The sequence below is a fragment of the Burkholderia sp. Se-20373 genome, assembly GCF_017104705.1.
Taxonomy (GTDB): Bacteria; Pseudomonadota; Gammaproteobacteria; order Burkholderiales; family Burkholderiaceae; genus Burkholderia.
The window spans coordinates 15,001-37,731 of sequence record NZ_JAAGPH010000060.1 but is presented as its reverse complement, the minus strand read 5'-3'; the positions used below and the strand labels follow the sequence as shown (position 1 = coordinate 37,731).

Genomic DNA, 22,731 nt, shown 5'->3' with positions numbered 1-22,731 from the left:
CGGCGGCGGCTTCAGGCCGCCGTCGTCGCATGCAGCGTCAGGAAACGCTTGAGGATGCCGGACGAATAGCTGCTCGCGATCGCCGACAGGAAATGCGAGAACGACTGCGTCGCATGATCGTCGGCCGTATCGGAGATCGTGCGCACGAGCGCGAACGGCACGTCGTGCTCCGCACAGACCTGCGCAATCGCGGCGCCTTCCATCTCGACCGCGAGCGCATCCGGCAGCGCATCGCGCAACGCGACGACCTCGCGCTCGCTCGATACGAAGCGGTCGCCGCTGATGATGAGCCCCGCATGCAGCGTCGCACCGGCCAGGCCGAAGCGCGCGGCGAACTGCGCGCCCTCTTCCTCGACGAACTGCGTGCACGCCGCCCGCAGGCCCGCGGTCAGCGCCGCATCGGTCGCGAACCGCGTGATGCCGAGCAGCGGCACCTCGTAACGCGGAAAGAGCGGCGACGCGTCGAGATCGTGCTGCAACAGCGTGTCGGCCACGACGACATCGCCGACGCGCACCGTGCGCGACACGCCGCCCGCGACGCCGGTGAACACGACGCCCGCCACGCCGAACACGTGGATCAGCGCGCTGACCGTCGCGGCGGCCGCGACCTTGCCGACCCGGGCGAGCGTCACGACGCAGGCCGCGCCGTGCACGGTGCCGACGTGATAATCGCGACGGCCGAGCGTGACCGTCTTCATCGCGCCGTCGGCGCGCATCGCGGCGATCAGGTCGCCGAGTTCCTCGGGCAGCGCGGCCAGAACGCCGAGCGGGCGAGCCGCAGGCGTCACATTCAAGTCGATGCCCATCATTCCACCGCCTGCAGTTTCGCGACCGCCAGCGCGAGCCACTTCTCGCCGTGCCGCTTGAATTTCACCTGCGCCTTCGCATCGGTGCCGTTGCCCTCGAGCGCGGTGACCGTACCTTCGCCGAACTTGGTGTGGAACACCTGCTGGCCGACCCGGAAACCGGCATCGGCCGCGCGCTGCTTGTTCGCGAACGCGGGCAGCGGCGCGGATACGGCCGGATCGACGATCTGCTCGCGACTGCCGCCGCCCGGCCGCGCGAACCAGTCGCGCCCGTACCCGGCGTTGTCCGACCGGCCACCCCAGCGCGAACCGGCCTCGACCTTCGGCGTCAGCCACTTGAGCACGTGCTCGGGCAGTTCGTCGAAGAAGCGCGAGCGCACGTTGTAGCGCGTCTGGCCATGCAGCATCCGGCTCTGCGCGAACGACAGGTAGAGCCGCTCCTTCGCACGCGTGATCGCGACGTACATCAGCCGGCGCTCTTCCTCGAGGCCGTCGGATTCGAGCACGCTGTTCTCGTGCGGGAACAGCCCTTCCTCGAGACCCGTGATGAACACGGCCGAGAATTCGAGCCCCTTCGCCGCGTGCACCGTCATCAGCTGCACGGCGTCCTGCCCGGCCTGCGCCTGATTGTCGCCGGCCTCGAGCGACGCATGCGACAGGAAGCCGGCGAGCGGCGTCATCGTGTCGGGGTTCTGTGCCGGGTCGGCGGGCGATACCGGGTCGAGCACGTCGACCGCCGGATCGTCCGTCGCGGTGCCGAGCTCGGGCGCCGCGATCGCACCCGCGCGCAGCGGGATCGACCGCGCCGGCGTGTCGAGCCCGTAGCCTTCCTCGGCGATGAACGCGGTGGCCGCGTTCACGAGTTCCTGCAAGTTCTCGAGACGATCCTGGCCTTCGCGCTCGCCCTGGTAGAAATCGGCGAGGCCGCTGGCGCGCACGATGTGCTCGACGGTGTCGGGCAGGTTCATGTGCTGCGTGTCGGCGCGCATCTTCGCGACCAGGTTCGCGAACCCGCCGAGGCTCGTGCCGGCCTTGCCCGTCACGTACGGAATCGCGGCGGCCATCGAGCAGCCGTACAGGCGCGCGGCGTCGGCCAGCTGCTCGATCGAGCGCGCGCCGATGCCGCGGGTCGGGAAGTTCACGACGCGCACGAACGCGGTGTCGTCGTTCGGGTTGTCGATCAGGCGCAGGTACGCGAGCGCATGCTTCACTTCCTGGCGCTCGAAGAAGCGCAGGCCGCCGTACACGCGGTACGGGATGCCCGACGACATCAGCGTGTGCTCGATCGAGCGCGACTGCGCGTTGCTGCGGTACAGGACGGCCACTTCGCTGCGCGCCATCCCGGTGTTGATCAGCGAGCGGATCTCCTCGACGATCCAGCCGGCTTCCTGCGAATCGGTGCTCGCTTCGTACACGCGCACGGGCTCGCCGTGGCCCGCATCGGTGCGCAGGTTCTTGCCGAGGCGGTGCGCGTTGTTCGAGATCAGCTGGTTGGCCGCGTCGAGGATGTTGCCGTGCGACCGGTAGTTCTGCTCGAGCTTGATCAGGTTGCGCACGCGGAATTCGTCTTCGAAGTCGCGCATGTTGCCGACGTTCGCGCCGCGGAACGCGTAGATCGACTGGTCGTCGTCGCCGACCGCGAAGATCGCGTTCTCGCCGCCCGCGAGCATCTTGAGCCACGCGTACTGCAGCTTGTTGGTGTCCTGGAACTCGTCGACGAGGATGTGGCGGAAGCGCGCCTGGTAGTGCGCGCGCAGCGGCGCGTTGTACGCGAGCAGTTCGTAGCAGCGCAGCAGCAGCTCGGGGAAATCGACGACGCCCTCGCGCTGGCACTGCTGGTCGTACGCCTGGTACAGCTCGACGAACTTGCGGTTGAAGTTGTCGGACGCGTCGACCTTGTCGGGACGCAGCCCCTGCTCCTTCGCGTTGTTGATGAAGTACTGGACGTTCTTCGGCGGGTACTTTTCATCATCGACGTTCGCCGCCTTCATCAGCCGCTTGATCGCGGACAGCTGGTCGGCCGTATCGAGGATCTGGAAGGTCTGCGGCAGGCCGGCGTCACGCCAGTGCGTGCGCAGCATCCGGTTGCACAGGCCGTGGAACGTGCCGATCCACATCCCGCGCGTGTCGATCGGCATCATCGCCGACAGGCGCGCCATCATCTCGCGCGCGGCCTTGTTCGTGAAGGTCACGGCGAGCACGGTGGGCGGCGACGCGTAGCCCTGCTGGATCAGCCACGCGATGCGGGTGATCAGCACGCGGGTCTTGCCGCTGCCCGCCCCTGCGAGGATCAGCGCCGGTTCGTTCGGCAACGTGACGGCGGCGAGTTGTTCGGGGTTCAGATTGGCGAGCAGGTCGGGCATGGAGCGGCAGCGAACGGGCGAGAAAAATGCGGACCCGACATTATAAGTCGGCCGCGCGATGCCGTTCCCGATCCGTTCGCCGGCACGTCACGGACGCGCTGTTGCGGCGTCCCGCGAGGCCCGCGCCGGCAAGGCGATGGCTGGTCGATGTGCATCCATTTATAATTGTCAGATTCGGCATCCAATTCACGCATTTTTCGGCAGATTTCCAACATGAGCGACAACACGCTTGCGAAGAGCTTCGAGCCCCACACCATCGAGTCCCAATGGGGGCCGGAGTGGGAAAGGCGCGGCTATGCGGCCCCGGCCTTCGATCCGGCCCGCCCCGATTTCTCGATCCAGTTGCCGCCGCCGAACGTGACGGGCACGCTGCACATGGGCCACGCGTTCAACCAGACGATCATGGACGGCCTCACCCGCTACCACCGGATGCTCGGCGAGAACACGCTGTGGGTGCCCGGCACCGACCACGCGGGGATCGCGACCCAGATCGTCGTCGAGCGCCAGCTCGACGCGCAGGGTGTGTCGCGCCACGACCTCGGCCGCGAGAAGTTCGTCGAGCGCGTGTGGGAATGGAAGGAAAAGTCGGGTTCGACGATCACCGGCCAGGTGCGCCGCCTCGGCGCATCGCCCGACTGGTCGCGCGAATACTTCACGATGGACGACAAGATGTCGGCCGCCGTGCGCGACGTGTTCGTCACGCTCTTTGAACAGGGCCTGATCTACCGCGGCAAGCGGCTCGTCAACTGGGATCCGGTGCTGCTGACCGCCGTGTCGGACCTCGAAGTCGTGAGCGAAGAGGAAAACGGCCACCTGTGGCACATCCGCTACCCGCTCGTCGACGGCTCGGGCTCGCTGACCGTCGCCACGACGCGCCCGGAAACGATGCTCGGCGACGTCGCGCTGATGGTCCACCCGGAAGACGAGCGCTACGCGCACCTGATCGGCAAGCTCGTCACGCTGCCGCTCACGGGCCGCGAGATTCCGGTGATCGCCGACGACTACGTCGACCGCGAGTTCGGCACGGGCGTCGTGAAGGTCACGCCCGCGCACGACTTCAACGACTACCAGGTCGGCCAGCGCCACAAGCTCGCGCCGATCGAGATCCTGACACTCGACGCGAAGATCAACGACAACGGCCCCGAGCAGTACCGCGGCCTCGACCGCTTCGACGCGCGCAAGGCGATCGTCGCCGACCTCGACGCGGAAGGCTTCCTCGACTCGGTGAAGCCGCACAAGCTGATGGTGCCGCGCGGCGACCGCACGGGCGTCGTGATCGAGCCGATGCTGACCGACCAGTGGTTCGTCGCGATGACGAAGCCGGCGCCGGAAGGCACGTTCAATCCGGGCAAGTCGATCACGGAAACGTCGCTCGACGTCGTGCGCAGCGGCCAGATCAAGTTCGTCCCGGAAAACTGGACGACCACCTACTACCAGTGGCTCGAGAACATCCAGGACTGGTGCATCTCGCGCCAGCTGTGGTGGGGCCACCAGATTCCCGCGTGGTACGGCGAGAACGGCGAGGTGTTCGTCGCGCGCAACGAGGAAGAAGCGCGCGCGCAGGCTGCCGCGAAGGGTTACACCGGTGCGCTGAAGCGCGACGAGGACGTGCTCGACACGTGGTTCTCGTCGGCGCTCGTGCCGTTCTCGTCGCTCGGCTGGCCGAACGAAACGCCTGAACTGAAGCACTTCCTGCCGTCGTCGGTGCTCGTCACCGGCTTCGACATCATCTTCTTCTGGGTCGCCCGGATGGTGATGATGACCACGCACTTCACGGGCAAGGTGCCGTTCCACACCGTCTACGTGCACGGCCTCGTGCGCGACGCGGAAGGCCAGAAGATGTCGAAGAGCAAGGGCAACACGCTCGACCCGATCGACATCGTCGACGGCATCGACCTCGACACGCTGGTCGCGAAGCGCACGACGGGCCTGATGAACCCGAAGCAGGCCGCGACGATCGAGAAGAAGACGCGCAAGGAATTCCCGGACGGCATCGCCGCGTTCGGCACCGACGCGCTGCGCTTCACGATGGCGTCGATGGCGACGCTCGGCCGCAACGTGAACTTCGACCTCGCACGCTGCGAAGGCTATCGCAACTTCTGCAACAAGCTGTGGAACGCCACGCGCTTCGTGCTGATGAACTGCGAAGGCCACGACTGCGGCAGCGACAAGCCGGACGTCTGCGGCGCGGGCGATTGCGGCCCGGGCGGCTACCTCGATTTCTCGGCGGCCGACCGCTGGATCGTGTCCCTGCTGCAGCGCACCGAGGCCGACATCGCGAAGGGTTTCGCCGATTACCGCTTCGACAACATCGCCAGCAGCATCTACAAGTTCGTGTGGGACGAATACTGCGACTGGTATCTCGAACTCGCGAAGGTGCAGATCCAGAACGGCACGCCGGAACAGCAGCGCGCGACGCGCCGCACGCTGCTGCGCGTGCTCGAGACGGTGCTGCGTCTCGCGCATCCGATCATTCCGTTCATCACCGAAGCGCTCTGGCAGAAGGTCGCGCCGCTGGCGGGCCGTTATCCGCAAGGCAAGGCCGAGGGCGAAGCGTCGCTGATGACGCAGGCGTACCCGATCGCGAATTTGCAGAAGATCGACGAGGTATCCGAACAGTGGGCGGCCGACCTGAAGGCGATCGTCGACGCGTGCCGCAACCTGCGCGGCGAGATGAACCTGTCGCCGGCCACCAAGGTGCCGCTGCTCGCAGCCGGCGATGCCGAGCGCCTGCGCTCGTTCGCGCCGTACGTCCAGGCGCTCGCGCGCCTGTCGGAAGTGCAGATCCTCGCGGACGAAGCGACGCTCGACAAGGAAGCGCACGGCGCGCCGATCGCGATCGTCGGGCCGAACAAGCTGGTGCTGAAGGTCGAGATCGACGTCGCGGCCGAACGCGAGCGCCTGTCGAAGGAAATCACGCGCCTGACGAACGAGATCACGAAGTGCAATGCGAAGCTCGGCAACGAGGCGTTCGTCGCGAAAGCGCCGCCGGCCGTGGTCGAACAGGAGCAGAAGCGCGTCGCGGAATTCCAGAGCACGCTAGAAAAACTGCGCGCGCAGCTCGATCGGTTGCCTGCGTAACAAAGGGTAAGGTCGTTTGCGTTCACTATAATGGGGACGTGAACATAGACCATCTGACAAGTCGATTACAGGAATAAAGGTTCGATCATGTTGAAAGTTACCAAGGCAGTGTTCCCCGTTGCTGGTCTCGGCACGCGGTTCCTCCCGGCAACGAAAGCGAGCCCCAAGGAAATGCTGCCGGTCGTCGACAAGCCGCTGATCCAGTACGCGGTCGAAGAAGCGATCGCCGCCGGCATCACCGAGATGATCTTCGTCACCGGGCGCAGCAAGCGCGCGATCGAGGACCACTTCGACAAGTCGTACGAGGTCGAGGCCGAACTCGAGGCGCGCGGCAAGGAAAAGCTGCTGGAACTGGTGCGCAGCATCAAGCCGAGCCATGTCGACTGCTTCTATGTGCGCCAGCCGGAAGCGCTCGGCCTCGGTCATGCGGTGCTGTGCGCGGAAAAGCTGGTGGCCGACAACCCGTTCGCGGTGATCCTCGCGGACGACCTGCTCGACGGCAACCCGCCCGTGATGAAGCAGATGGTCGACGTGTTCGACCACTATCACAGCTCGGTGATCGGCGTCGAAGAGATCCCGCCGTCGGAGACGAAGTCGTACGGGATCGTCGACGGCAAGGAGTGGGAAGAGTCGATCGTCAAGATGTCGGCGATCGTCGAGAAGCCGGCGCCGGAAGTCGCGCCGTCGAACCTCGGCGTGGTCGGCCGCTACATCCTGAAGCCGCGGATCTTCGAGCACCTGCGTGCGCTGAAGCCCGGCGCGGGCGGCGAGCTGCAGCTCACCGACGCGATCCAGGCGCTGCTCGCCGATGAGCAAGTGCTGGCCTACAAGTACCAGGGCACGCGCTACGACTGCGGCAGCAAGCTCGGCTACCTGAAGGCGACGGTCGAATTCGCGCTGCGCCACGCGGAAGTCGGCGCGGAGTTCGACGCGTACCTGCGCGCACGCAACGGCGCACACCCGGCCGCCTGAACGCGGCAAGGGCACGACGGCCCGCTCCGGCGGGCCCGCCCCCACCTCACCGGCCGACGCTCAGCGCGCTTCGGCCGGCTTCACCGAGACGACGCCCGGCATCCCGCCCGCGTCGTCTTTTTTCGTCTTGACGAGCCAGCCGCCGCCGTCGCCGAACGGCACCTTCGCGAGTGCGCTCTTCACGAGCGCCGGCGCGGCCTGCTGCGTGCCGGGATCGCGATCGCGCAGCGCGGCCGACACGCGGTAGACGTCGGCGCCCGATTTCGCGTCGACGAAGCGCAGCGTCAGCACATGGCGATACACGCGGCCCATGAACGGCAGCGCGAACGGCGCCGGCCCGTCGACGGTCACGCATGCGCTGCTCGCGGCCCCGCACCCGTCGGCGCGCGCCGCGACCGAGGCCGGCTGCGTCGCATACGCGATCGACAGCCGGTAGCGCGCGGCCGCGAGCGGCTTCGTATCGAAGCCGCGGTGCGCGAGTTCGTCGCGCACGAGCGTCTCGATCTGCCGGTATTCCGCATCGTCGGCCTGCGCGGCCGTCCGCACGAAATCGTAGCCGTGCGCACCGGATGCGAACGCGTTCGGCTGCCCGACCGCACTGACGCCGCTCGTCATGCCGGCGCAACCCGTCAACAGCGACGCCGCCAGCGCGGCCGCTGCCCATTCCTTTCTCATGGCTTTCCCCAAATGCCTGCCGTCGCGCCCGGCCCTGTCAGGCGGACGGCTCGTCGATCGCGGGCAGCGACACCGTCACCGCGGTGCCGACACCCACCTCGCTGTCGACCGACACGCTGCCCCCATGGCGCGTGACGACCGTCTTCACGAATGCCATGCCGAGCCCGGAGCCCGAGATTTCGGGCCGCTCGCCGGCATGGAATCGCTTGAAACGCTCGAACAGATGCCGCTGATCTTCCGGCGCAATGCCGTATCCCTGATCGCGAATCGTACAGAACATCCGTTTCGACGCGTGCTCGACCGCCAGCGTACACGTGATCACGGTATCGGACGGACTGTATTTGACTGCATTGTTCAGCAGGTTCACGAACGCGCGCGTGATCAGCGAGCGGTCCGCGCGCACCCAGCACATGTCGGTGCCGACGTCGGTGTCGACGCGAATGTGCTTCGCCTGCGCCTGCGGCCACACCTCGTCGCTCGCATCGATCAGCACGTCGACGAGGCTCGTCACCTCGAGCTGGTACACCTGCGACTCCGCGCGCGCCAGTTGCACGAACTCGTCGGCCAGCGACAGCGCGCGGTGCGCATAGCGCTCGATCCGCGCGAGCAGCCCGCGCATCGCATCGGTCTCGGCGCGGTCGCGCTCGATCTCGACGAGCGCGAGAATCGACGACTGCGGCGAGCGCATGTCGTGCGACAGCAGGTGCAGCGCTTCCTCGCGCTGCCGCTCGACCGCGTGGAGTTCGGTCACGTCGACGAGGCCGGCGATCCAGCCCGTCACGCGGCCCTGCGCGTTCGTACACGCCGCGTAGCGCAGCAGATGGTCGAGCCCGTCACGATCGCGCACCTCGATGCCGCGCGCCATCGCGTCGTGCTCGGCCTCGAGCGTCGGGTCGAGTGCGGCCGGCCAGTGTTCGCGGATCGTCGCGTCGTGTTCGGCGTTGCCGTCGACGGTCTTCATGAAGGTCAGCTCGCCGAGCGCGGTGCGCAGCGGCCGGCCTTCCGGCAGCGGCAGCGACAGGCGCGACCCGTAGCGCTTGGCCGCATGGTTCGCGATCAGCACGGTGCCGGCCAGGTCGGTCACGAAGATCGGCTCGGGCATGCTGTCGAGGCTGTCCCACACGAAGCGCTTCATGTCCTGCACGCGCTGCGCGGCTTGCGCCATCAGCGCCATCTGCCGCTCGAGCACGTCGCCGCCGACGCTGCGCGTACGCGGCGCCTCGGGCAGCAGGTGCGGCTCGTCGGCGAGCCGCTGCAGCTCGCGGCGCAGGTACGACATCGTCATTTCCAGACGCCGCCAGTTCCAGATCGGGTAGACGGCGATCAGCCCGAAGATCGCGGGCGCCGGCGACAGCCAGATGCGCGCCTCGAACAGCAGCGCCATGCTCGCGACGACGGCCAGCGCGGCCAGGCTCAGCGTGAGCAGCAGCGCGCGCCACGGCGACAGCATCAGGAAGCCGCCCAGCAGCACGGCGAGCGGCAGCAGCGACGCGACGAACAGCCCGGCGCGCGACGCCGGCGAGATCGCGCTGCCGGTCGCCAGCATGTCGAGCACGTTGGCATGGATATACACGCCGGCGAGCGGCCCGAACTCGCCGGACACGGGCGTGGCGAAGCGGTCGTACAGCCCCGACGCCGTCACGCCGACGACGACGATCTTGCCGCGCAGCGCATCGGGCTTCACGCGCCCTTCGAGGACGTCGTCGAACGACAGCGTCGGATACGCGGGTGTGTTGCGGCTGAACGGGATCAGGTAGCGGCCCTCGCTGGTCGCGTCGCGCGACAGGTCGTGCGCATGCGCGCCGGGCGCACCGCCGACCGGATGCAGCTGGCCGCCCAGGATCGCGCGATACACGGGCACCATCAGCTGCGGCCAGCGCACGCGGCCGTCGCTTTCGTACAGCGCCACGCTGCGTACGATGCCGTCGCGATCGACTTCGAGGTTGATGTGGCCGAGCCCGACCGCGCGCGCCGCCAGCGCGGCCACCGGCGGATCGACCGCGCGCGTGCCGTCCGCCTGCTCGGGGCTCAGCAGCACGGGCAGGAAGGTCGGCACGTGGGTCATGGCGTCCGCGAACGCGCGATCTTCCGGCGACGGTTCGGTAAACAGCACATCGTAGACGACGGCGGCCGGCTGCGCGCGCGCCAGCGTGTCGAGCAGCCGCGCATGCACGTCGCGCGACCACGGCCAGCGGCCGAGCGCGGACACGCTCTGGTTGTCGATGTCGACGACGACCACGTCGGGTGACAGCGGCAGGCTGCGCAGCATCAGCAGCCGGTCGTAGATCAGGCCGTCGACGCTCGCCGACAGCCGGCCGAGCGCGCACGCGAGGATCACCGCGATCCCGAGGCAGCCGATCGCGATCCATTCGATCAGGAAGCGGCGGCCGAGGCGCCGCCGCGGAGAAACGGAGTCGGGTTTCATGCGCCGCGGATCAGCGCGACAGCGTGAACGCGCTGACCGGACTGGTCTTCTCGTAGAACTTGCCGCCCTCGAACTCCTCGACGGTCACGGCCCAGAAATAGTCGCCCGGCGGCAGGTGCGCAACGGTGATCTGGCGCGCACGCAGGCCGACCTGGTCGACGACCGGCGCGCTCAGGTCCTTCGAGCGCGACAGCACGAACCGGTAGCGCGCCCCCTTGCCCGACCCGTTCGGCGACCAGCGGAACTCGTAGCCGCCGGCACCGGGCGACGCGCTCGCGTCGAGCCCCATCACGCGGCGTTCGAACGCGTACGTCCGCGGCCGGCCCTCGAGGCCGTTCGCGTCGATCGCGGCAACCCGCACGAAGTAGTTCCCGTTCGGGACGTCGCGGAAAACCGCGCGCGGCGAATCGGTGCGCGTTTCGCGGAACAGGTCGAGCAGCCCGGCGTCGTGCGCGAGTTGCACGCGGTACGCATGCGCGTCGGCGAGCGGCGCGACGTCGAAGGCGACCTCGGGCTCGTCCTGCACCTTGTCGGGATGCGCGAGCGCCGGTGCGGGCAGCAGCTCGACGGGTGCGCCGACCGCGCCGGACGATGTCGTGACGCTGCCGAAATTCGCATGCACGAGCGTCGGATCGGCGGGCTTACGGCCGCCTGCGACGCCGACGGTGCCGTCGAGCACTTCGACGCGCGTCGACGCATTGCCGGCCGCATCGTAGTTCACGCGAAAGTGCGTGCCGCGCACACCGGCCACGACCGACGGCGACCGGATCTGGAAGCGGTCGTCGCGTTTTTTCAGATGAGTGACCTCGCTGTCGACCGAGCCGCGCGTGAGTTCGAACTCACGATCGAGCGTGCCGGTCAGCACCGTGCGGCGCAGCGCCTTCAGGTCGAGCTGGCTGTCGGGCGGCAGGCTCATGTGCGTGCCGTCGGCGAGCTCGAGCGTCACGAAACCGTTCGGGCCCGTGCGCACGCGATCGCCCTCGGCGAGCGTCGCGTCGTTCGCGAGCGGCGCAAAAGCATCGCCGGACGCCCGTTCGGCCGTGCCCTGCACCGCGATGACGCGCGCGGTCAGCTTTTCCTTGCGCAGGCGCGCCACCGGCAGCTTCAGCGCGATGCCGGGCTGCAGGTGCTTCGGCGCGGGCACGCCGTTGATCTGTTGAAGCAGTTGCCAGTCGTCCGCGCCCTGCAGATAGCGCGCGGCGACGTCGTACAGCGTGTCGCCCGCCTGCGTGCGGTAGACGACCGTCTTGCCCGCCGCCGCGGGCGGCTGGGCCGCCGCATGCTGCGCGGCGAACGCAAACGCGACCGCGCAGGCTGCGCGCCGCGCGACCGTGCGCAGGTTCGCCGTGCGCTGCGTGATTCCCGTGGTCACTCCGGTTCTCCCTGCCCGACCCGTTCGAGCCGGTAGCCGTAGCCGTAGATCGGCGCGAGGCGATAACCGTTTTCGGGCCGCAGGCCGAGCTTGGTGCGCAGCATCGAGATGTGCGTATCCATCGTGCGCGACGGGATGTCGGTCGCCTGCTTCCACACGAGATCGAGAATGTGCGCGCGCGACAGCGGCCGGTCGAGGTGCTGGAACAGCAGCAGCGCGAGTTCGAATTCCTTCTGCGTGAGGCTCACGGCCTTGTCGCCGACGTAGGCCTGCTTCAGGTTCACGTCGAAACGGAATTGATCGAATTCGCGAACGGTGGCCTCGGCGTTGACCGGATACGCGCGACGCAGCAGCGAGCCGATGCGCGCGCGCAGGATCGGGCCCGACACCGGCTTGACCACGTAATCGTCGGCGCCGGCGTTGAGGATCTGCGTGATCCCCGCCTCGTCGTCGCGGCTCGTCATGAAGATGATCGGCAGGCTGTGCTCGGTCTGATTGGCACGCACCCACTTCAGCACTTCCTCGCCGGACATGTCGGGTACGTTCCAGTCGAGCACCAGCAGATCGAACGTCTCGCGCTGCAGACGCTTCTTCAGGGCCTTGCCTTCCTTGAACGCATAGCACGTATGGCCAACGGCCGTCAGCGTTTGACTGACGAAATCCGTCTGGGCCGGATCGTCATCCAGTACAGCAATTCTCATAGCACCCCGCAAATCGAAATCGATTCGTCCTGTTCAGCTCCCCGCCCCCACCCGGCGCACGCAGCACGTGCGCGGCTCCGGATTCCGGCCGGCGAGCCGTCGTTCGCCGCTCGCGCCACCTGCGCAAACCGGCGACCCCGGCAAAATATCTCAAAAACGGGGCACGGACGAACCGGCGATTTCATCATAGTAGTATGAAATTCGCCAATAAATTGCGCGGACTACCGTCTTTTCTTCGAATAATCCTTCCTGCCGCGCAATCGAGCGTCTAATCGGCGCCCGTGATGCCCGCTACCGGCTCGGCCACATTGTCGGCCGGCACGCGATGCGACAGCGGCTCCGGACGCGCCGGTCGTACAAGCATCCGCTGCAGTTGGCCGCGCACGCGCTCCCACGCGGCGGCCGCGTAGTCCGGCTGGCTCGCCGCCCACGCCTGCGCCAGATCGAACACCCGCTCGATCGTCGCACCGCAGTAGGTCAGGCCCGAGCCGTCGTCCTGCGCGGCATCGCGCAGCCGTTCGTCGAGCCACTCGGCCAGCCACGGCATCTCGGCCGCGGCGGAATCCGCGTACGCCTCGAGCGCGGCACGCGCGTGGCGATCCTGTTGCGGGTCGAGCTCGATACGGCTCAGTCCCGATACGCTGCGTTCCGCTCCGGACGGACTTCGAATGGTCCCTGGTCTGAAGGACATGTCCTCTCCCCGTTGTACGACGGTAGCATCAGGCATGGCCCCCGTGCCCGCCGTACGACGTACCGTGGCCGGCGCATCCGCTGGGAGCGGACGACCGGCCGGGTCAGTATACGCAGCCGATCACGCAGCGAGGTTTAAGAATTGTCAGAAAAGTGTGACCGGCGCCAGGCGCGGCCGGCGGGGTGATGCGGGCCGTCAGCGGCGGCGCATCAGGAACACGAAGGTCTTGTCCTGCGTCGTCGATTCGACGATCTCGTTGCCCGTCTGCTTCGCGAACGCGGCGAAATCGCGCTGCGAGCCGGGATCGGTCGCGAGCACCTTGAGGATCTGCCCGCTTTCCATATCGGCGAGCGCTTTCTTGGCACGCAGGATCGGCAACGGGCAATTGAGCCCGCGCGCGTCCACTTCCTTGTGAATCTGCATCGGCTGTCGACCTTCGAATGACGCGCCATTCAAGGCGCGGAAAGAAGCCGTGATTTTACCGCAGCGCCGCCGTGACTGCCCGGGCCGCCCGCGGCCCGGCGCTCGCGGACACCGGGCTCAGGTGCCCGAAAAGCCGCCCGCGAGCCGTTCGCGCAAGTGCCGCACGAGCGCGCGCACAGCGCTCGGCACGACCGGGCTGTACGGACGGATCGCGAAGATGTGGTCGCCGAACGCGCCCGATGGCCGCCAGCCGTCGAGCAGCGCGACCAGCCGGCCGGCGTCGAGATCGCGCTGCGCGCTGAAATCCGGCAGCAGCGCGATGCCGAGCCCGCCGAGCGCGGCCTCGCGCATCGCCTCGCTGTTGTTCGCCGCGAAGCTGCCGCGCACCGGCACGCTCACGCGCTCGCGACGCCGGCCGTGCGGCTCGAAGCTCCATGCGGCCGGCTCGTTGTCGCGCAGGTAGCACAGGCAGCTGTGCTCGACGAGTTCGCTCGGGTGCCGCGGCGCGCCGCGCGCGTCGAGATAGTCGCGGCTCGCGACGAGCAGCGAGCGCGTGTCGCACAGCTTCCATGCGACGTGGGTCTGCGGCGCGGTGGTCGTATGGCGGATCGCGAGGTCGAAACCCTCCTGCGTCAGCGAATGCAGCCGGTCCGACAGGTCGAGCTCGATCTGCACGCCCGGATGCTGCCGCAGGAAATCGGGCAGGTGCGGCACGACCTGCTGGCGCCCGAGCGCGACCGGCACCGTCAGGCGCAGCAAGCCGCGCGGCTCGCCGGCCAGGTCCTTCACGCGCGCGAAGTGCTGCCCGATCGACTCGAACGCATCGCGCGTGCTGTCGACGAGCGTCTGGCCCGCGTCGGTGAGCCGCACGCTGCGCGTCGTGCGCCGCACGAGCGGCACGCCGGCGGCCTTTTCGAGATCGGCGATGCGCTGGCTCATCGCGGCCTTGCTGATGCCGAGCCGCTGCGCGGCGGCCGTGAAACTGCCGGCCGCGGCCAGCACCGTCAGCGAATGGATATGCGGCCAGAGCGCCTGGACATTTTGCTGATTCATCCGGTGATTATTCAGAATTCTGAACAGTGAATCAAGCTGCGTGGCCTTCTCCGGCCCGCCCGCTTTGCCTAGACTAGGTTCGGTCCACCCCCATTCCAGGAGACACGCATGACCACGGTTCCCGCCTACACCTCCGACGCCGACGTCGGCCACTATGTCGACGGCGCGCCCGTCGCCGGCCGCAGCGGCCGCTTCCAGGACGTCCTCAACCCGGCGCTCGGCCGCGCGGTGCGCCGCGTGGCGCTCGCCGGCAACGACGAAGTCGAGCAGGCCGTCGCGTCCGCCCACGCCGCGTTCCCGGACTGGGCCGCGACGCCGCCGATCCGCCGCGCGCGCGTACTGCACCGCTTCCTGCAACTGATGAACGAGCACCGCGACACCCTCGCGGCGATCATCACGGCCGAGCACGGCAAGGTGTTCTCCGACGCGCAGGGCGAAGTTGCCCGCGGCATCGACATCATCGAATTCGCGTGCGGCGTGCCGCAACTGCTGAAGGGTGACTTCACCGACCAGGTCAGCACCGGCATCGACAACTGGACGATGCGCCAGCCGCTCGGTGTTGTTGCGGGCATCACGCCGTTCAACTTCCCGTGCATGGTGCCGTGCTGGATGTTCCCGGTCGCGATCGCGACGGGCAACACGTTCGTGCTGAAGCCGAGCGAGCGCGCCCCGTCGGCAGCCCTGTTCATCGCCGACCTGCTCACGCAGGCAGGCCTCCCGGCCGGCGTGTTCAACGTCGTGCAGGGCGACAAGGGCGCGGTCGACGCGCTGCTCGACCACCCGGACGTGCAGGCCGTCAGCTTCGTCGGCTCGACGCCGATCGCCGCTTACGTGCAGCAGCGCGCGGTGCAATCCGGCAAGCGCGTGCAGGCACTCGGCGGCGCGAAGAATCACCTCGTCGTGATGCCCGACGCGAACCTCGAGCAGGCCGTCGATGCACTGATCGGCGCCGCGTACGGCTCGGCCGGCGAACGCTGCATGGCGATCAGCGTCGCGGTGCTGGTGGGCGACGTCGCGGACCAGATCGTGCCGCTGGTGGCCGAGCGCGCGCGCAAGCTGGTGATCGGCGACGGCATGTCGCCGGAAGTCGAGATGGGCCCGATCGTCACCGGCGATGCGCTGAAGCGCATCGAAGGCTATATCGAGCAAGGCGTGAACGAAGGCGCGCAACTGGTGGTCGACGGCCGCGGGCTGCGTGTGCCGGGCCGCGAGGCCGGCTTCTTCACCGGCGGCACGCTGTTCGATCACGTGACGCCCGACATGCGCATCTACAAGGAAGAAATCTTCGGGCCCGTGCTCGGCTGCGTGCGCGTGAAGGATTTCGGCGAAGCGGTCGACCTGATCAACGCGCATGAATTCGGCAACGGCGTGTCGTGCTTCACGAGCGACGGCGGCATCGCGCGCGAGTTCGCGCGGCGCATCCAGGTCGGGATGGTCGGCATCAACGTGCCGATTCCGGTGCCGATGGCGTGGCATGGCTTCGGCGGCTGGAAGAAGAGCCTGTTCGGCGACATGCACGCGTACGGCGAGGAAGGCGTGCGCTTCTACACGCGCCAGAAGTCGGTGATGCAGCGCTGGTCGTCGAGCATCGGCAAGGGCGCCGAATTCGCGATGCCGACCGCGAAGTAACTCCCCTGCGGCACGCTGCCCGCCGCTCCGTCGCGCGGGCGGTGCGCCGGCAGCATCGGCAAGCTGCGTCAGCCGGCCTGCGTGCCGTGCGCGCCGTCGGCGGTCGGCAGGTACGACAGTTCGAGCCGGTACGCGAGCGCGACGAACAGGCTCTGCGCGAGGCCCATCGTGGCCGTCAACGCGCGGAAGCCGAACGTCGCGCTGTCCTGCACCATCAGCGTCACCTCGGCCTCCCGCGCCAGCGGGCTCATCCGGCTGTCGGTGATCGCGATCAGCCGTGCGCCGCGCTGCACGGCCTGCTGCGCGACCTGCACGGTTTCCTCCGCATACGGCATGAACGAGATGACGATCATCACGTCACCCTCGCGCACCGAACGGATCTGCCCGAGATGCATGCTGCCGAGCGCGCTGAACAGCCCGATGCGCTTGTCGGTGTGCTGCAGCGCATAGTCGAGATAGACCGCAATCGGAAACGCGCGCCGCGAGCCCGCGATCCAGATCGCCTGCGTCTCGGCGAGCAAGTCGACGGCCTGCGCGAGCGCCTGCGAATCGAGCGTCTGCCGCAGCTGCTGCATCCCGGCGATGCTGCCCTTGATGAACTCGTCGGCGATCTGCTCGGGCTGCAGGCTCGACGAGCCCGCTTCGATCACGTCGCGCAGCCGCAGGTTGTACGCGCGCCCCGGCGCGATCTGCTGGGCGAGCCCTTCGCGGAACAGCTTCTGCATCTCGGAGAAGCCGGAAAAGCCGAAGTGCTTCGCGAAACGCACGACGGCCGACGGCTGGACGCCGCACGCTTCCGCGAGCGACTGGATGCCTTCCAGGCCAAGCTGGTCCCGATGCGTTTCCACGTGGCGCGCAATCACCTTCAGGCGATTGCTGAGGCCGTCGTACTCCTGCGTCAGGTGCTGCAGGAACTGCTCGACGGTGGCGGGAGGTTTCTCGGATGAACTCATCGGATAGCGCGAAGTTGACGGCCCCGATGTGCGCGCGGTACTGGCGGGCGCGGCCCGGGGCTCACCTGGATACATGCATGAAGGGCGAATTTAATCACGTTTGCGACGCGGCCCGCGCCGCGTGCTCGCTCCCACGCGCTCGATCATCACTTGCCTACGCTCCACGGCAACACTGGAAGCGATTGTCCAACGCGCTCGCGGCGTCGTAAAGATTAGGGTGTCTACCAACGCCGGCGGTCGGTGCGAAGCCTTGCGCGACGGGCGCGCGGCGTACCGCAGCCGGCCCGTCGCGCGCGGTTCGACCGGTTCAGCGATAGTCGACCCACACGCCGCCCGCATCGGCGGAACGCACGCAGTTCTCGACCCAGCGCACGCCTTCCACGCCTGCATGGACGTCCGGATAGCGGATGTTCTTCAATGCCGCAACGTCGCCGCGGTCGGCCGCATCCATCGCGAGCGCGAAGCGCGCATACAGGTTCGACCAGGCCTCGAACAGCCCTTCCGGATGCCCGGCGCCGATGCGATCGGCGCGCAATGCATGCGGATGCAGATAACCCATCCCGCGATCGAGCACCTGCGCGGGCTGCCCCTGCACTTCATAGCGCAGCTGGTTCGGATGCTCGTCCCACCACTCGACGCTCGCCTTCGAGCCGATCACGCGCACCTTCTGGCTGTGCATCGAACCCGCGTTCACCGCGCTCGACCACACGTAGCCGACCGCACCCGTGTCGTATTCCATGATCGTGAACGCGTTGTCTTCCAGGGGCGCGCGGCTCTTCACGAAGCTCTGCCGCGAACACATCAGGCGCCGGATCTTCAGCTCGGGCGCCATTACCTCGGAGAGGTACAGCGGATGCGTGCCGATGTCGCCGAGCACGTAGCTCGGACCCGCGAACTTCGGGTCGACGCGCCAGCGCGCGGCCGCGCTCGCGGCCTCGACGCCCTCGCTGTGGAACCCGTGCGCGAACTGCATCTGTACGATGCGGATCTCGCCGAGATCGCCGCGCGCGATCATCTCGCGCGCCTGCTCGATCATCTGGTGTCCGGAATAACCGTACGCGACGCCGACGATCCGGTTCTTCTCGACCGACAGCCGCTCCAGCGCCTCGGCCTCCTCGGTCGTGAAGCACAGCGGCTTCTCGCAGACCACGTGCAGCCCCGCGTTCAGCGCGGCGCGGCAGATCTCGAAGTGCGTATTGTTCGGCGTCGCGATCGACACCGCGCGGATGCCGTCCGGGCGGCGCGCCTCGGCATCGAACATCGTCGCGTAGTCGGGATAGCAGCGCTCGGCCGCGACGCCGAGCTTCACGCCGAACTGGCGGCCGCGTTCGGGATCGATGTCGAACGCGCCGGCGACCAGCTGGAAGCTGCCGTCGCGCAACGCGGCCGACCGGTGGCTGTAGCCGATCTGGCTGCCGAGCCCGCCGCCGACCATGCCCCAGCGAATCGAATGTCCAAGCAGAATCTGTCCGTCAATCATGATGAGGGTGTTCCTGGTCCGTGTTCAGTTCAGGGTGGGCGTGATGCGGTGGATCACGCGAAGCCGGCCGACGCGAGAAACGCGCGGCTCTCGGCGACGTCGCGCAGGCTCGTGCCGGCATGGCGCGGGTCGCGCTCCTGCTCGATCGTGATGTATCCCGCGTAGCCGATGTCGTCGAGCGCGTGCCGGATCGACCGGTAGTCGAGCACGCCGGTGCCGATCGGGCACATCACGCCGCGCGCGCACGCGGCGAAGAACGCGATGTGCTCGCCCATCACCGCGTCGTACACGGCCGCGTCGATGTCCTTGAAATGCACGTAGTCGAGGCGCGCCGCATGGCGGCGCAGCCAGGCCTGCGGGTCCATGCCCGAGTAGTACAGGTGGCCCGTGTCGAGACAGAGGCCAGCCGTGTCGGCCGGAACGTCGGCGACGATCCGGTCGATCTCGTCCGCGAACTCGATGTAGCCGCCCGCATGCGGATGGATCACCGTGCGTACGCCGCATTCGTCGCGTGCGATCGTCGCGATCTGCCGGATGTGCCCGACCATCGTCGCCCAGCTTTCGTCCGACAGCCGCGGCGCGCGATCGCCGTGGCCGGCCGCGTAGTCGCGTTCCTCGTGGCCCCAGTCCATCACGACCAGGTACGGCGCCGCGTGGCGCTGGCCGTCCTGCGTCGGCAATTTCGGCAGCCGCGAGATCAGCGCGCAGATCTCGCGCGTCTGGCGCAACAGGTTCGGCAGGTTCTCCGGCGACACCAGATCGTCGAAAATCGTGCCGGCGGTGATGCTCAGGCGCTGCCGCTCGAGCTCGGCACTCACCACGTCGAGTTCGAGCGGGATGTAGCCGTACGGCCCCAACTCGATGCCCGAGTAGCCGGCCTCAGCCGCTTCGGCAAGCACCTGCCGCCACGGCGGCAGGTGCGGGTTCTTCACGTCGTCGACACCCCAGCAGCACGGTGCGCAACCCATCTTCATCGTCATGTCGGTCAGTCCGGCGGGTAGGCGGCTGCGGTTCAGCCGCGATAGAACGCAGGGCGTTCGGCCATCGCGATCGGCTCGACCGCCCCGCTCTTCTGCGCCCGCACGCACGCGTCGGCCGCGACCGCCGCCGCGTAGCCGTCCCAGGCCGACGGCCCGGTGAGCGCGTGCGCCCGCACGCCGTCGATGAATGCCTGCAGCTCGACGTCGTACGACGCGATGAAGCGCTCCTTCCAGTCGGTCATGATCTCGACCGACTGCCGCGCCGCATGCTTGAGCCCGACGGCCGGCGGATCGGGCAGCTTCGCGATGCCCTGCTCGCCGACCACCTCGCACTGGATGTCGTAGCCGTACTGGCAGTTCACGAAGATCTCGACGTCGATGCGCACGCCGCTCGCGGTTTCCAGCAGCACGATCTGCGGATCGGCGAGATGCGAGGACGCATGGCGTGTCTTCTTCGGATAGACGACCTGCGTGCTCACGTAGTCCTCGCCGAGCAGCCAGCGCAGCACGTCGAGTTCGTGGATCAGCGTGTCGGTGATCGCCATGTCGGTCGTGTAGCGCTCGCCGACCGACTGGTTGCGGTGCGCGCAATGCAGCATCAGCGGCGCGCCGATCTCGCCGCTGTCGATCACGCGCTTCAGCGCGCGATAGCCTTCGTCGTACGGCCGCATGAAGCCGACCTGCACGAGCCGCTTGCCGTGCGCGACCTCGGCTTCGACGATCCGCATGCAGCCCTCGGCGGTCACGGCGAGCGGCTTCTCGCAGAACACGGGCTTGCCGTGCGCGATCGCGTCGAGCACGAACGCTTCATGTGTCGGCCCCCACGACGTGACGAGCACGGCCTGCACGTCGGCGGCCGCGACCACCTCGTGGCCGTCGCCGTAGATCTCGGCGTCGAGCCCGTACTTCGTCACCGCGTCGCGCGCCTGCTGCGGATCGATGTCGTTGACGGCCACGACACGCGCGCCGGACAGCGTGCGGGTCAGTCTGCGAATATGGTCCTGGCCGATCGCACCGCAGCCGATCACGCCGATTTGCAAGGTCATCTAACAGTCTCCAGTCGTTCATTGGCGGTGCGGCACGCGCCGCACCGGTCAGTCATGCTTCAGCGCGCGGTGCGATCGAAATGACGATCGACGTAGCGCTGGATCGTGTCGCGCATGTAGCGCGACGACGCTTCCGCGCGGTCCTCCCACGCGAACACGCACGACGACATCACGCCGTCGAAGCCTGCCGCGCCGAGCGCGCGAAAGAACACGTCCCAGTCGATCTCGCCCTGCCCGATGTCGAGATGCTGGTGCACGCGAATCTGGTGCGAACCCGGCGGGTTCACGATGTAGCGCAACTGGCTGCTCTTGCGATGGTCGAAGGTGTCGGCCACGCGCACGTGCGCGAGGATCGGCGCGGCCTGCGCGATCATCGCGGCCATGTCGTCGCCGTAGTAGAACGTATGCGGCGCGATGTACGACAGCTTCAGCGACGGCGAGCCGAGGTTCGTGACGATGTCGATCGCGGGCTGCAGCTGCTCGATCCAGTCCTCCGGATGCGGCTCGACCGACAGCACGATGCGTTCGCGCTCGAGGATCGGCAGCAACTCGTCCATCGACCGGAACCAGGCGGCTTCGCACAGCTCCTTCGGGTTCGCCCCCGGCCGTTCGCCGACCGAGCGCTCGGGCGACGCACCGCGCCCGAACTCCGACACCATCAGCGCGCACTCCATCTCGACCGCCACCTCGATCGCCTGCTTCCAGCAGCGCACCGCCCATTGCCGCTCGTCCTCGAACGGGCTCGCCCACCGGTACATCGGCTGCAGCGACGCGAGGCCGACGCCGCTCGCACGCATCGCCTGCCGGAACGCGGCCATCCGCTCGCGCGTCGCACGCGGCATCACCCACCAGTCGAGAAAGTCGCTGCGCGGCGACAGCTCGATCTGGTCGTAGCCGAGCTCGGCCACCGCGTGCGGCAGGCGGTCGAGCGGCAAGTGGCGAATCATGTACGGGTCCAGCGCGATCTTCATCGAAGGTCCTCGACGGTGACGGGTGCCGGACGCAGGCGACGGCACGTGCCGCCCCCGCCCGGCGATGCTTAACGGGTCAGCGGCGCTTCTTCTTGTTGCGGTACTGGTCGGCGATCACGGCCGCGACGATGATCGCGCCCTTGACCATCTCCTGGTAATACGCGTCGATGCGGATGAACGTGAAGCCCGACGTCATCACGCCGAGGATCAGCACGCCGATCACGGTGCCCGTCACGCGGCCGAGGCCGCCCGACAGCGACGTGCCGCCGATCACGACCGCCGCGATCGCATCGAGCTCGTACATCACGCCCATGCCCGACTGGCCGGAGATCGCGCGCGCGGCCGTCACGGTGCCGGCGATCCCGCTCAGGAGGCCCGCGATCGCATAGACGAAGATCAGGTGGCGCGTGACGTTGATGCCCGAGACGACGGCCGCGTGACGGTTCGCGCCGATCGCATACGTGTACTTGCCGAAGCGCGTGTAGCGCAGCACGACGTGGAAGATCGCGGCGACCACGAGAAAGATGATCACCGGATTGGCGCCGGCGCCAATCGCCGCAAACTGATCGGTCAGCATCGACACCGGCATCCCGTTGGTGAACCACTTCGCGAAGCCGCGCGCGGCCACCATCGTGCCGAGCGTCGCGATGAACGGCGGGATGCCCGTCATCGCGATCAGCGAGCCGTTCAGCAGGCCGACCAGCAGCCCGACGCACACGCCGGCCAGCACGGGCCAGATGATCGGCAGGTCGGTCAGGTGCGGGAACACCGCGCGCGGGAAGTCGGACACCTGCGCGAGACTCGCCGAGACGACCGCCGCCGCGGCCACGACCGAGCCCGACGACAGGTCGATCCCGCTGGTGATGATCACGAGGTTCACGCCGACCGCGATGATGCCGATCACGGCCATCTGCAGCACGATGATCTCGAGCCGTTCGGTGTTGAACAGGAAGCTCTGGCCGACGACGATCCAGCCGACGATCTCGAAGAACAGGCTGATGCCGACGAGCACGAGGAAGATGCTCAGCTCGGGCGGCCACTTCGCGTGCCGCGTCTTGAGGGTCATGGTCTGCGCATCCGCGACCGGGTTCATGTTGCCCATTTCCTTGT

18 protein-coding genes are annotated in these 22,731 nt (G+C 67.9%); 3 read left to right on the top strand and 15 right to left on the bottom strand.

Annotation, left to right across the window (positions count from 1 at the left end; translation table 11 throughout):
* Window positions 1–11: 11 nt before the first annotated feature.
* Both G3N96_RS20390 and G3N96_RS20385 read right to left on the bottom strand, forming a co-directional pair.
* Entirely contained in the window at window positions 12–809 is a 798-nt protein-coding gene (locus G3N96_RS20390) for a 5'-methylthioadenosine/adenosylhomocysteine nucleosidase (RefSeq protein WP_206138261.1), read from the bottom strand.
* Window positions 806–3,169, bottom strand: coding sequence for a UvrD-helicase domain-containing protein (locus G3N96_RS20385; protein WP_039347348.1), 2,364 nt, complete (start codon window positions 3,167–3,169; stop codon window positions 806–808). Before G3N96_RS20385 ends, G3N96_RS20390 begins: the two co-directional genes overlap by 4 nt.
* 213 nt (window positions 3,170–3,382) lie before the next feature.
* On the opposite strand from G3N96_RS20385, the gene G3N96_RS20380 reads away from it, so the two are divergent.
* Both G3N96_RS20380 and galU read left to right on the top strand, forming a co-directional pair.
* Window positions 3,383–6,250 carry a valine--tRNA ligase gene (locus tag G3N96_RS20380; RefSeq protein ID WP_206138260.1) on the top strand — a complete coding sequence of 956 codons (2,868 nt, stop codon included), beginning with the start codon at window positions 3,383–3,385 and terminating at the stop codon, window positions 6,248–6,250.
* A gap of 87 nt (window positions 6,251–6,337) precedes the next feature.
* Entirely contained in the window at window positions 6,338–7,222 is an 885-nt protein-coding gene (gene galU / locus G3N96_RS20375) for a UTP--glucose-1-phosphate uridylyltransferase GalU (RefSeq protein WP_089439854.1), read from the top strand.
* Between the two features lie 60 nt (window positions 7,223–7,282).
* Here the strand turns inward: galU and G3N96_RS20370 are convergent, their stop codons facing one another.
* The 7 genes from G3N96_RS20370 to G3N96_RS20340 all read right to left on the bottom strand — a co-directional run bounded on the left by G3N96_RS20370 (window position 7,283) and on the right by G3N96_RS20340 (window position 14,562).
* Window positions 7,283–7,897: a DUF4136 domain-containing protein gene (locus G3N96_RS20370; protein ID WP_206138259.1), complete on the bottom strand. Its 615-nt coding sequence runs from the start codon at window positions 7,895–7,897 to the stop codon at window positions 7,283–7,285.
* Window positions 7,898–7,934: 37 nt separating this feature from the next.
* Window positions 7,935–10,322 carry a CHASE2 domain-containing protein gene (locus tag G3N96_RS20365; RefSeq protein ID WP_206138258.1) on the bottom strand — a complete coding sequence of 796 codons (2,388 nt, stop codon included), beginning with the start codon at window positions 10,320–10,322 and terminating at the stop codon, window positions 7,935–7,937.
* A gap of 10 nt (window positions 10,323–10,332) precedes the next feature.
* On the bottom strand, window positions 10,333–11,694 hold the full coding sequence (locus G3N96_RS20360; protein WP_206138257.1) for a FecR domain-containing protein: 1,362 nt from the start codon (window positions 11,692–11,694) through the stop codon (window positions 10,333–10,335).
* Window positions 11,691–12,395, bottom strand: coding sequence for a response regulator transcription factor (locus G3N96_RS20355; RefSeq protein ID WP_006490421.1), 705 nt, complete (start codon window positions 12,393–12,395; stop codon window positions 11,691–11,693). The genes G3N96_RS20360 and G3N96_RS20355 overlap by 4 nt, the downstream gene beginning before the upstream one ends.
* Before the next feature lie 268 nt (window positions 12,396–12,663).
* Window positions 12,664–13,086, bottom strand: coding sequence for a peptidase (locus G3N96_RS20350; RefSeq protein WP_206138256.1), 423 nt, complete (start codon window positions 13,084–13,086; stop codon window positions 12,664–12,666).
* Between the two features lie 195 nt (window positions 13,087–13,281).
* Entirely contained in the window at window positions 13,282–13,509 is a 228-nt protein-coding gene (locus tag G3N96_RS20345; protein ID WP_006402122.1) for a sulfurtransferase TusA family protein, read from the bottom strand.
* A gap of 117 nt (window positions 13,510–13,626) precedes the next feature.
* Window positions 13,627–14,562, bottom strand: a complete 936-nt coding sequence (locus G3N96_RS20340; RefSeq protein ID WP_089439849.1) for a LysR family transcriptional regulator — start codon at window positions 14,560–14,562, stop codon at window positions 13,627–13,629.
* A gap of 108 nt (window positions 14,563–14,670) precedes the next feature.
* On the opposite strand from G3N96_RS20340, the gene G3N96_RS20335 reads away from it, so the two are divergent.
* Window positions 14,671–16,191: a CoA-acylating methylmalonate-semialdehyde dehydrogenase gene (locus tag G3N96_RS20335; protein ID WP_206138255.1), complete on the top strand. Its 1,521-nt coding sequence runs from the start codon at window positions 14,671–14,673 to the stop codon at window positions 16,189–16,191.
* A gap of 68 nt (window positions 16,192–16,259) precedes the next feature.
* Here the strand turns inward: G3N96_RS20335 and G3N96_RS20330 are convergent, their stop codons facing one another.
* From G3N96_RS20330 to G3N96_RS20305, 6 genes are all read right to left on the bottom strand, one after another.
* Complete coding sequence (locus G3N96_RS20330) at window positions 16,260–17,144, bottom strand: MurR/RpiR family transcriptional regulator (protein WP_089495281.1); 885 nt, start codon at window positions 17,142–17,144, stop codon at window positions 16,260–16,262.
* A 307-nt stretch (window positions 17,145–17,451) separates the two neighbouring features.
* Complete coding sequence (locus tag G3N96_RS20325) at window positions 17,452–18,624, bottom strand: Gfo/Idh/MocA family oxidoreductase (protein WP_124575743.1); 1,173 nt, start codon at window positions 18,622–18,624, stop codon at window positions 17,452–17,454.
* Between the two features lie 53 nt (window positions 18,625–18,677).
* Entirely contained in the window at window positions 18,678–19,604 is a 927-nt protein-coding gene (locus G3N96_RS20320) for a TIM barrel protein (protein WP_206138254.1), read from the bottom strand.
* Window positions 19,605–19,636: 32 nt separating this feature from the next.
* On the bottom strand, window positions 19,637–20,650 hold the full coding sequence (locus tag G3N96_RS20315; protein ID WP_174912796.1) for a Gfo/Idh/MocA family oxidoreductase: 1,014 nt from the start codon (window positions 20,648–20,650) through the stop codon (window positions 19,637–19,639).
* A gap of 59 nt (window positions 20,651–20,709) precedes the next feature.
* Complete coding sequence (locus G3N96_RS20310; protein ID WP_124575746.1) at window positions 20,710–21,621, bottom strand: sugar phosphate isomerase/epimerase; 912 nt, start codon at window positions 21,619–21,621, stop codon at window positions 20,710–20,712.
* 76 nt (window positions 21,622–21,697) lie between these two features.
* Complete coding sequence (locus tag G3N96_RS20305; RefSeq protein ID WP_206138253.1) at window positions 21,698–22,723, bottom strand: ABC transporter permease; 1,026 nt, start codon at window positions 22,721–22,723, stop codon at window positions 21,698–21,700.
* Window positions 22,724–22,731 lie beyond the last annotated feature (8 nt).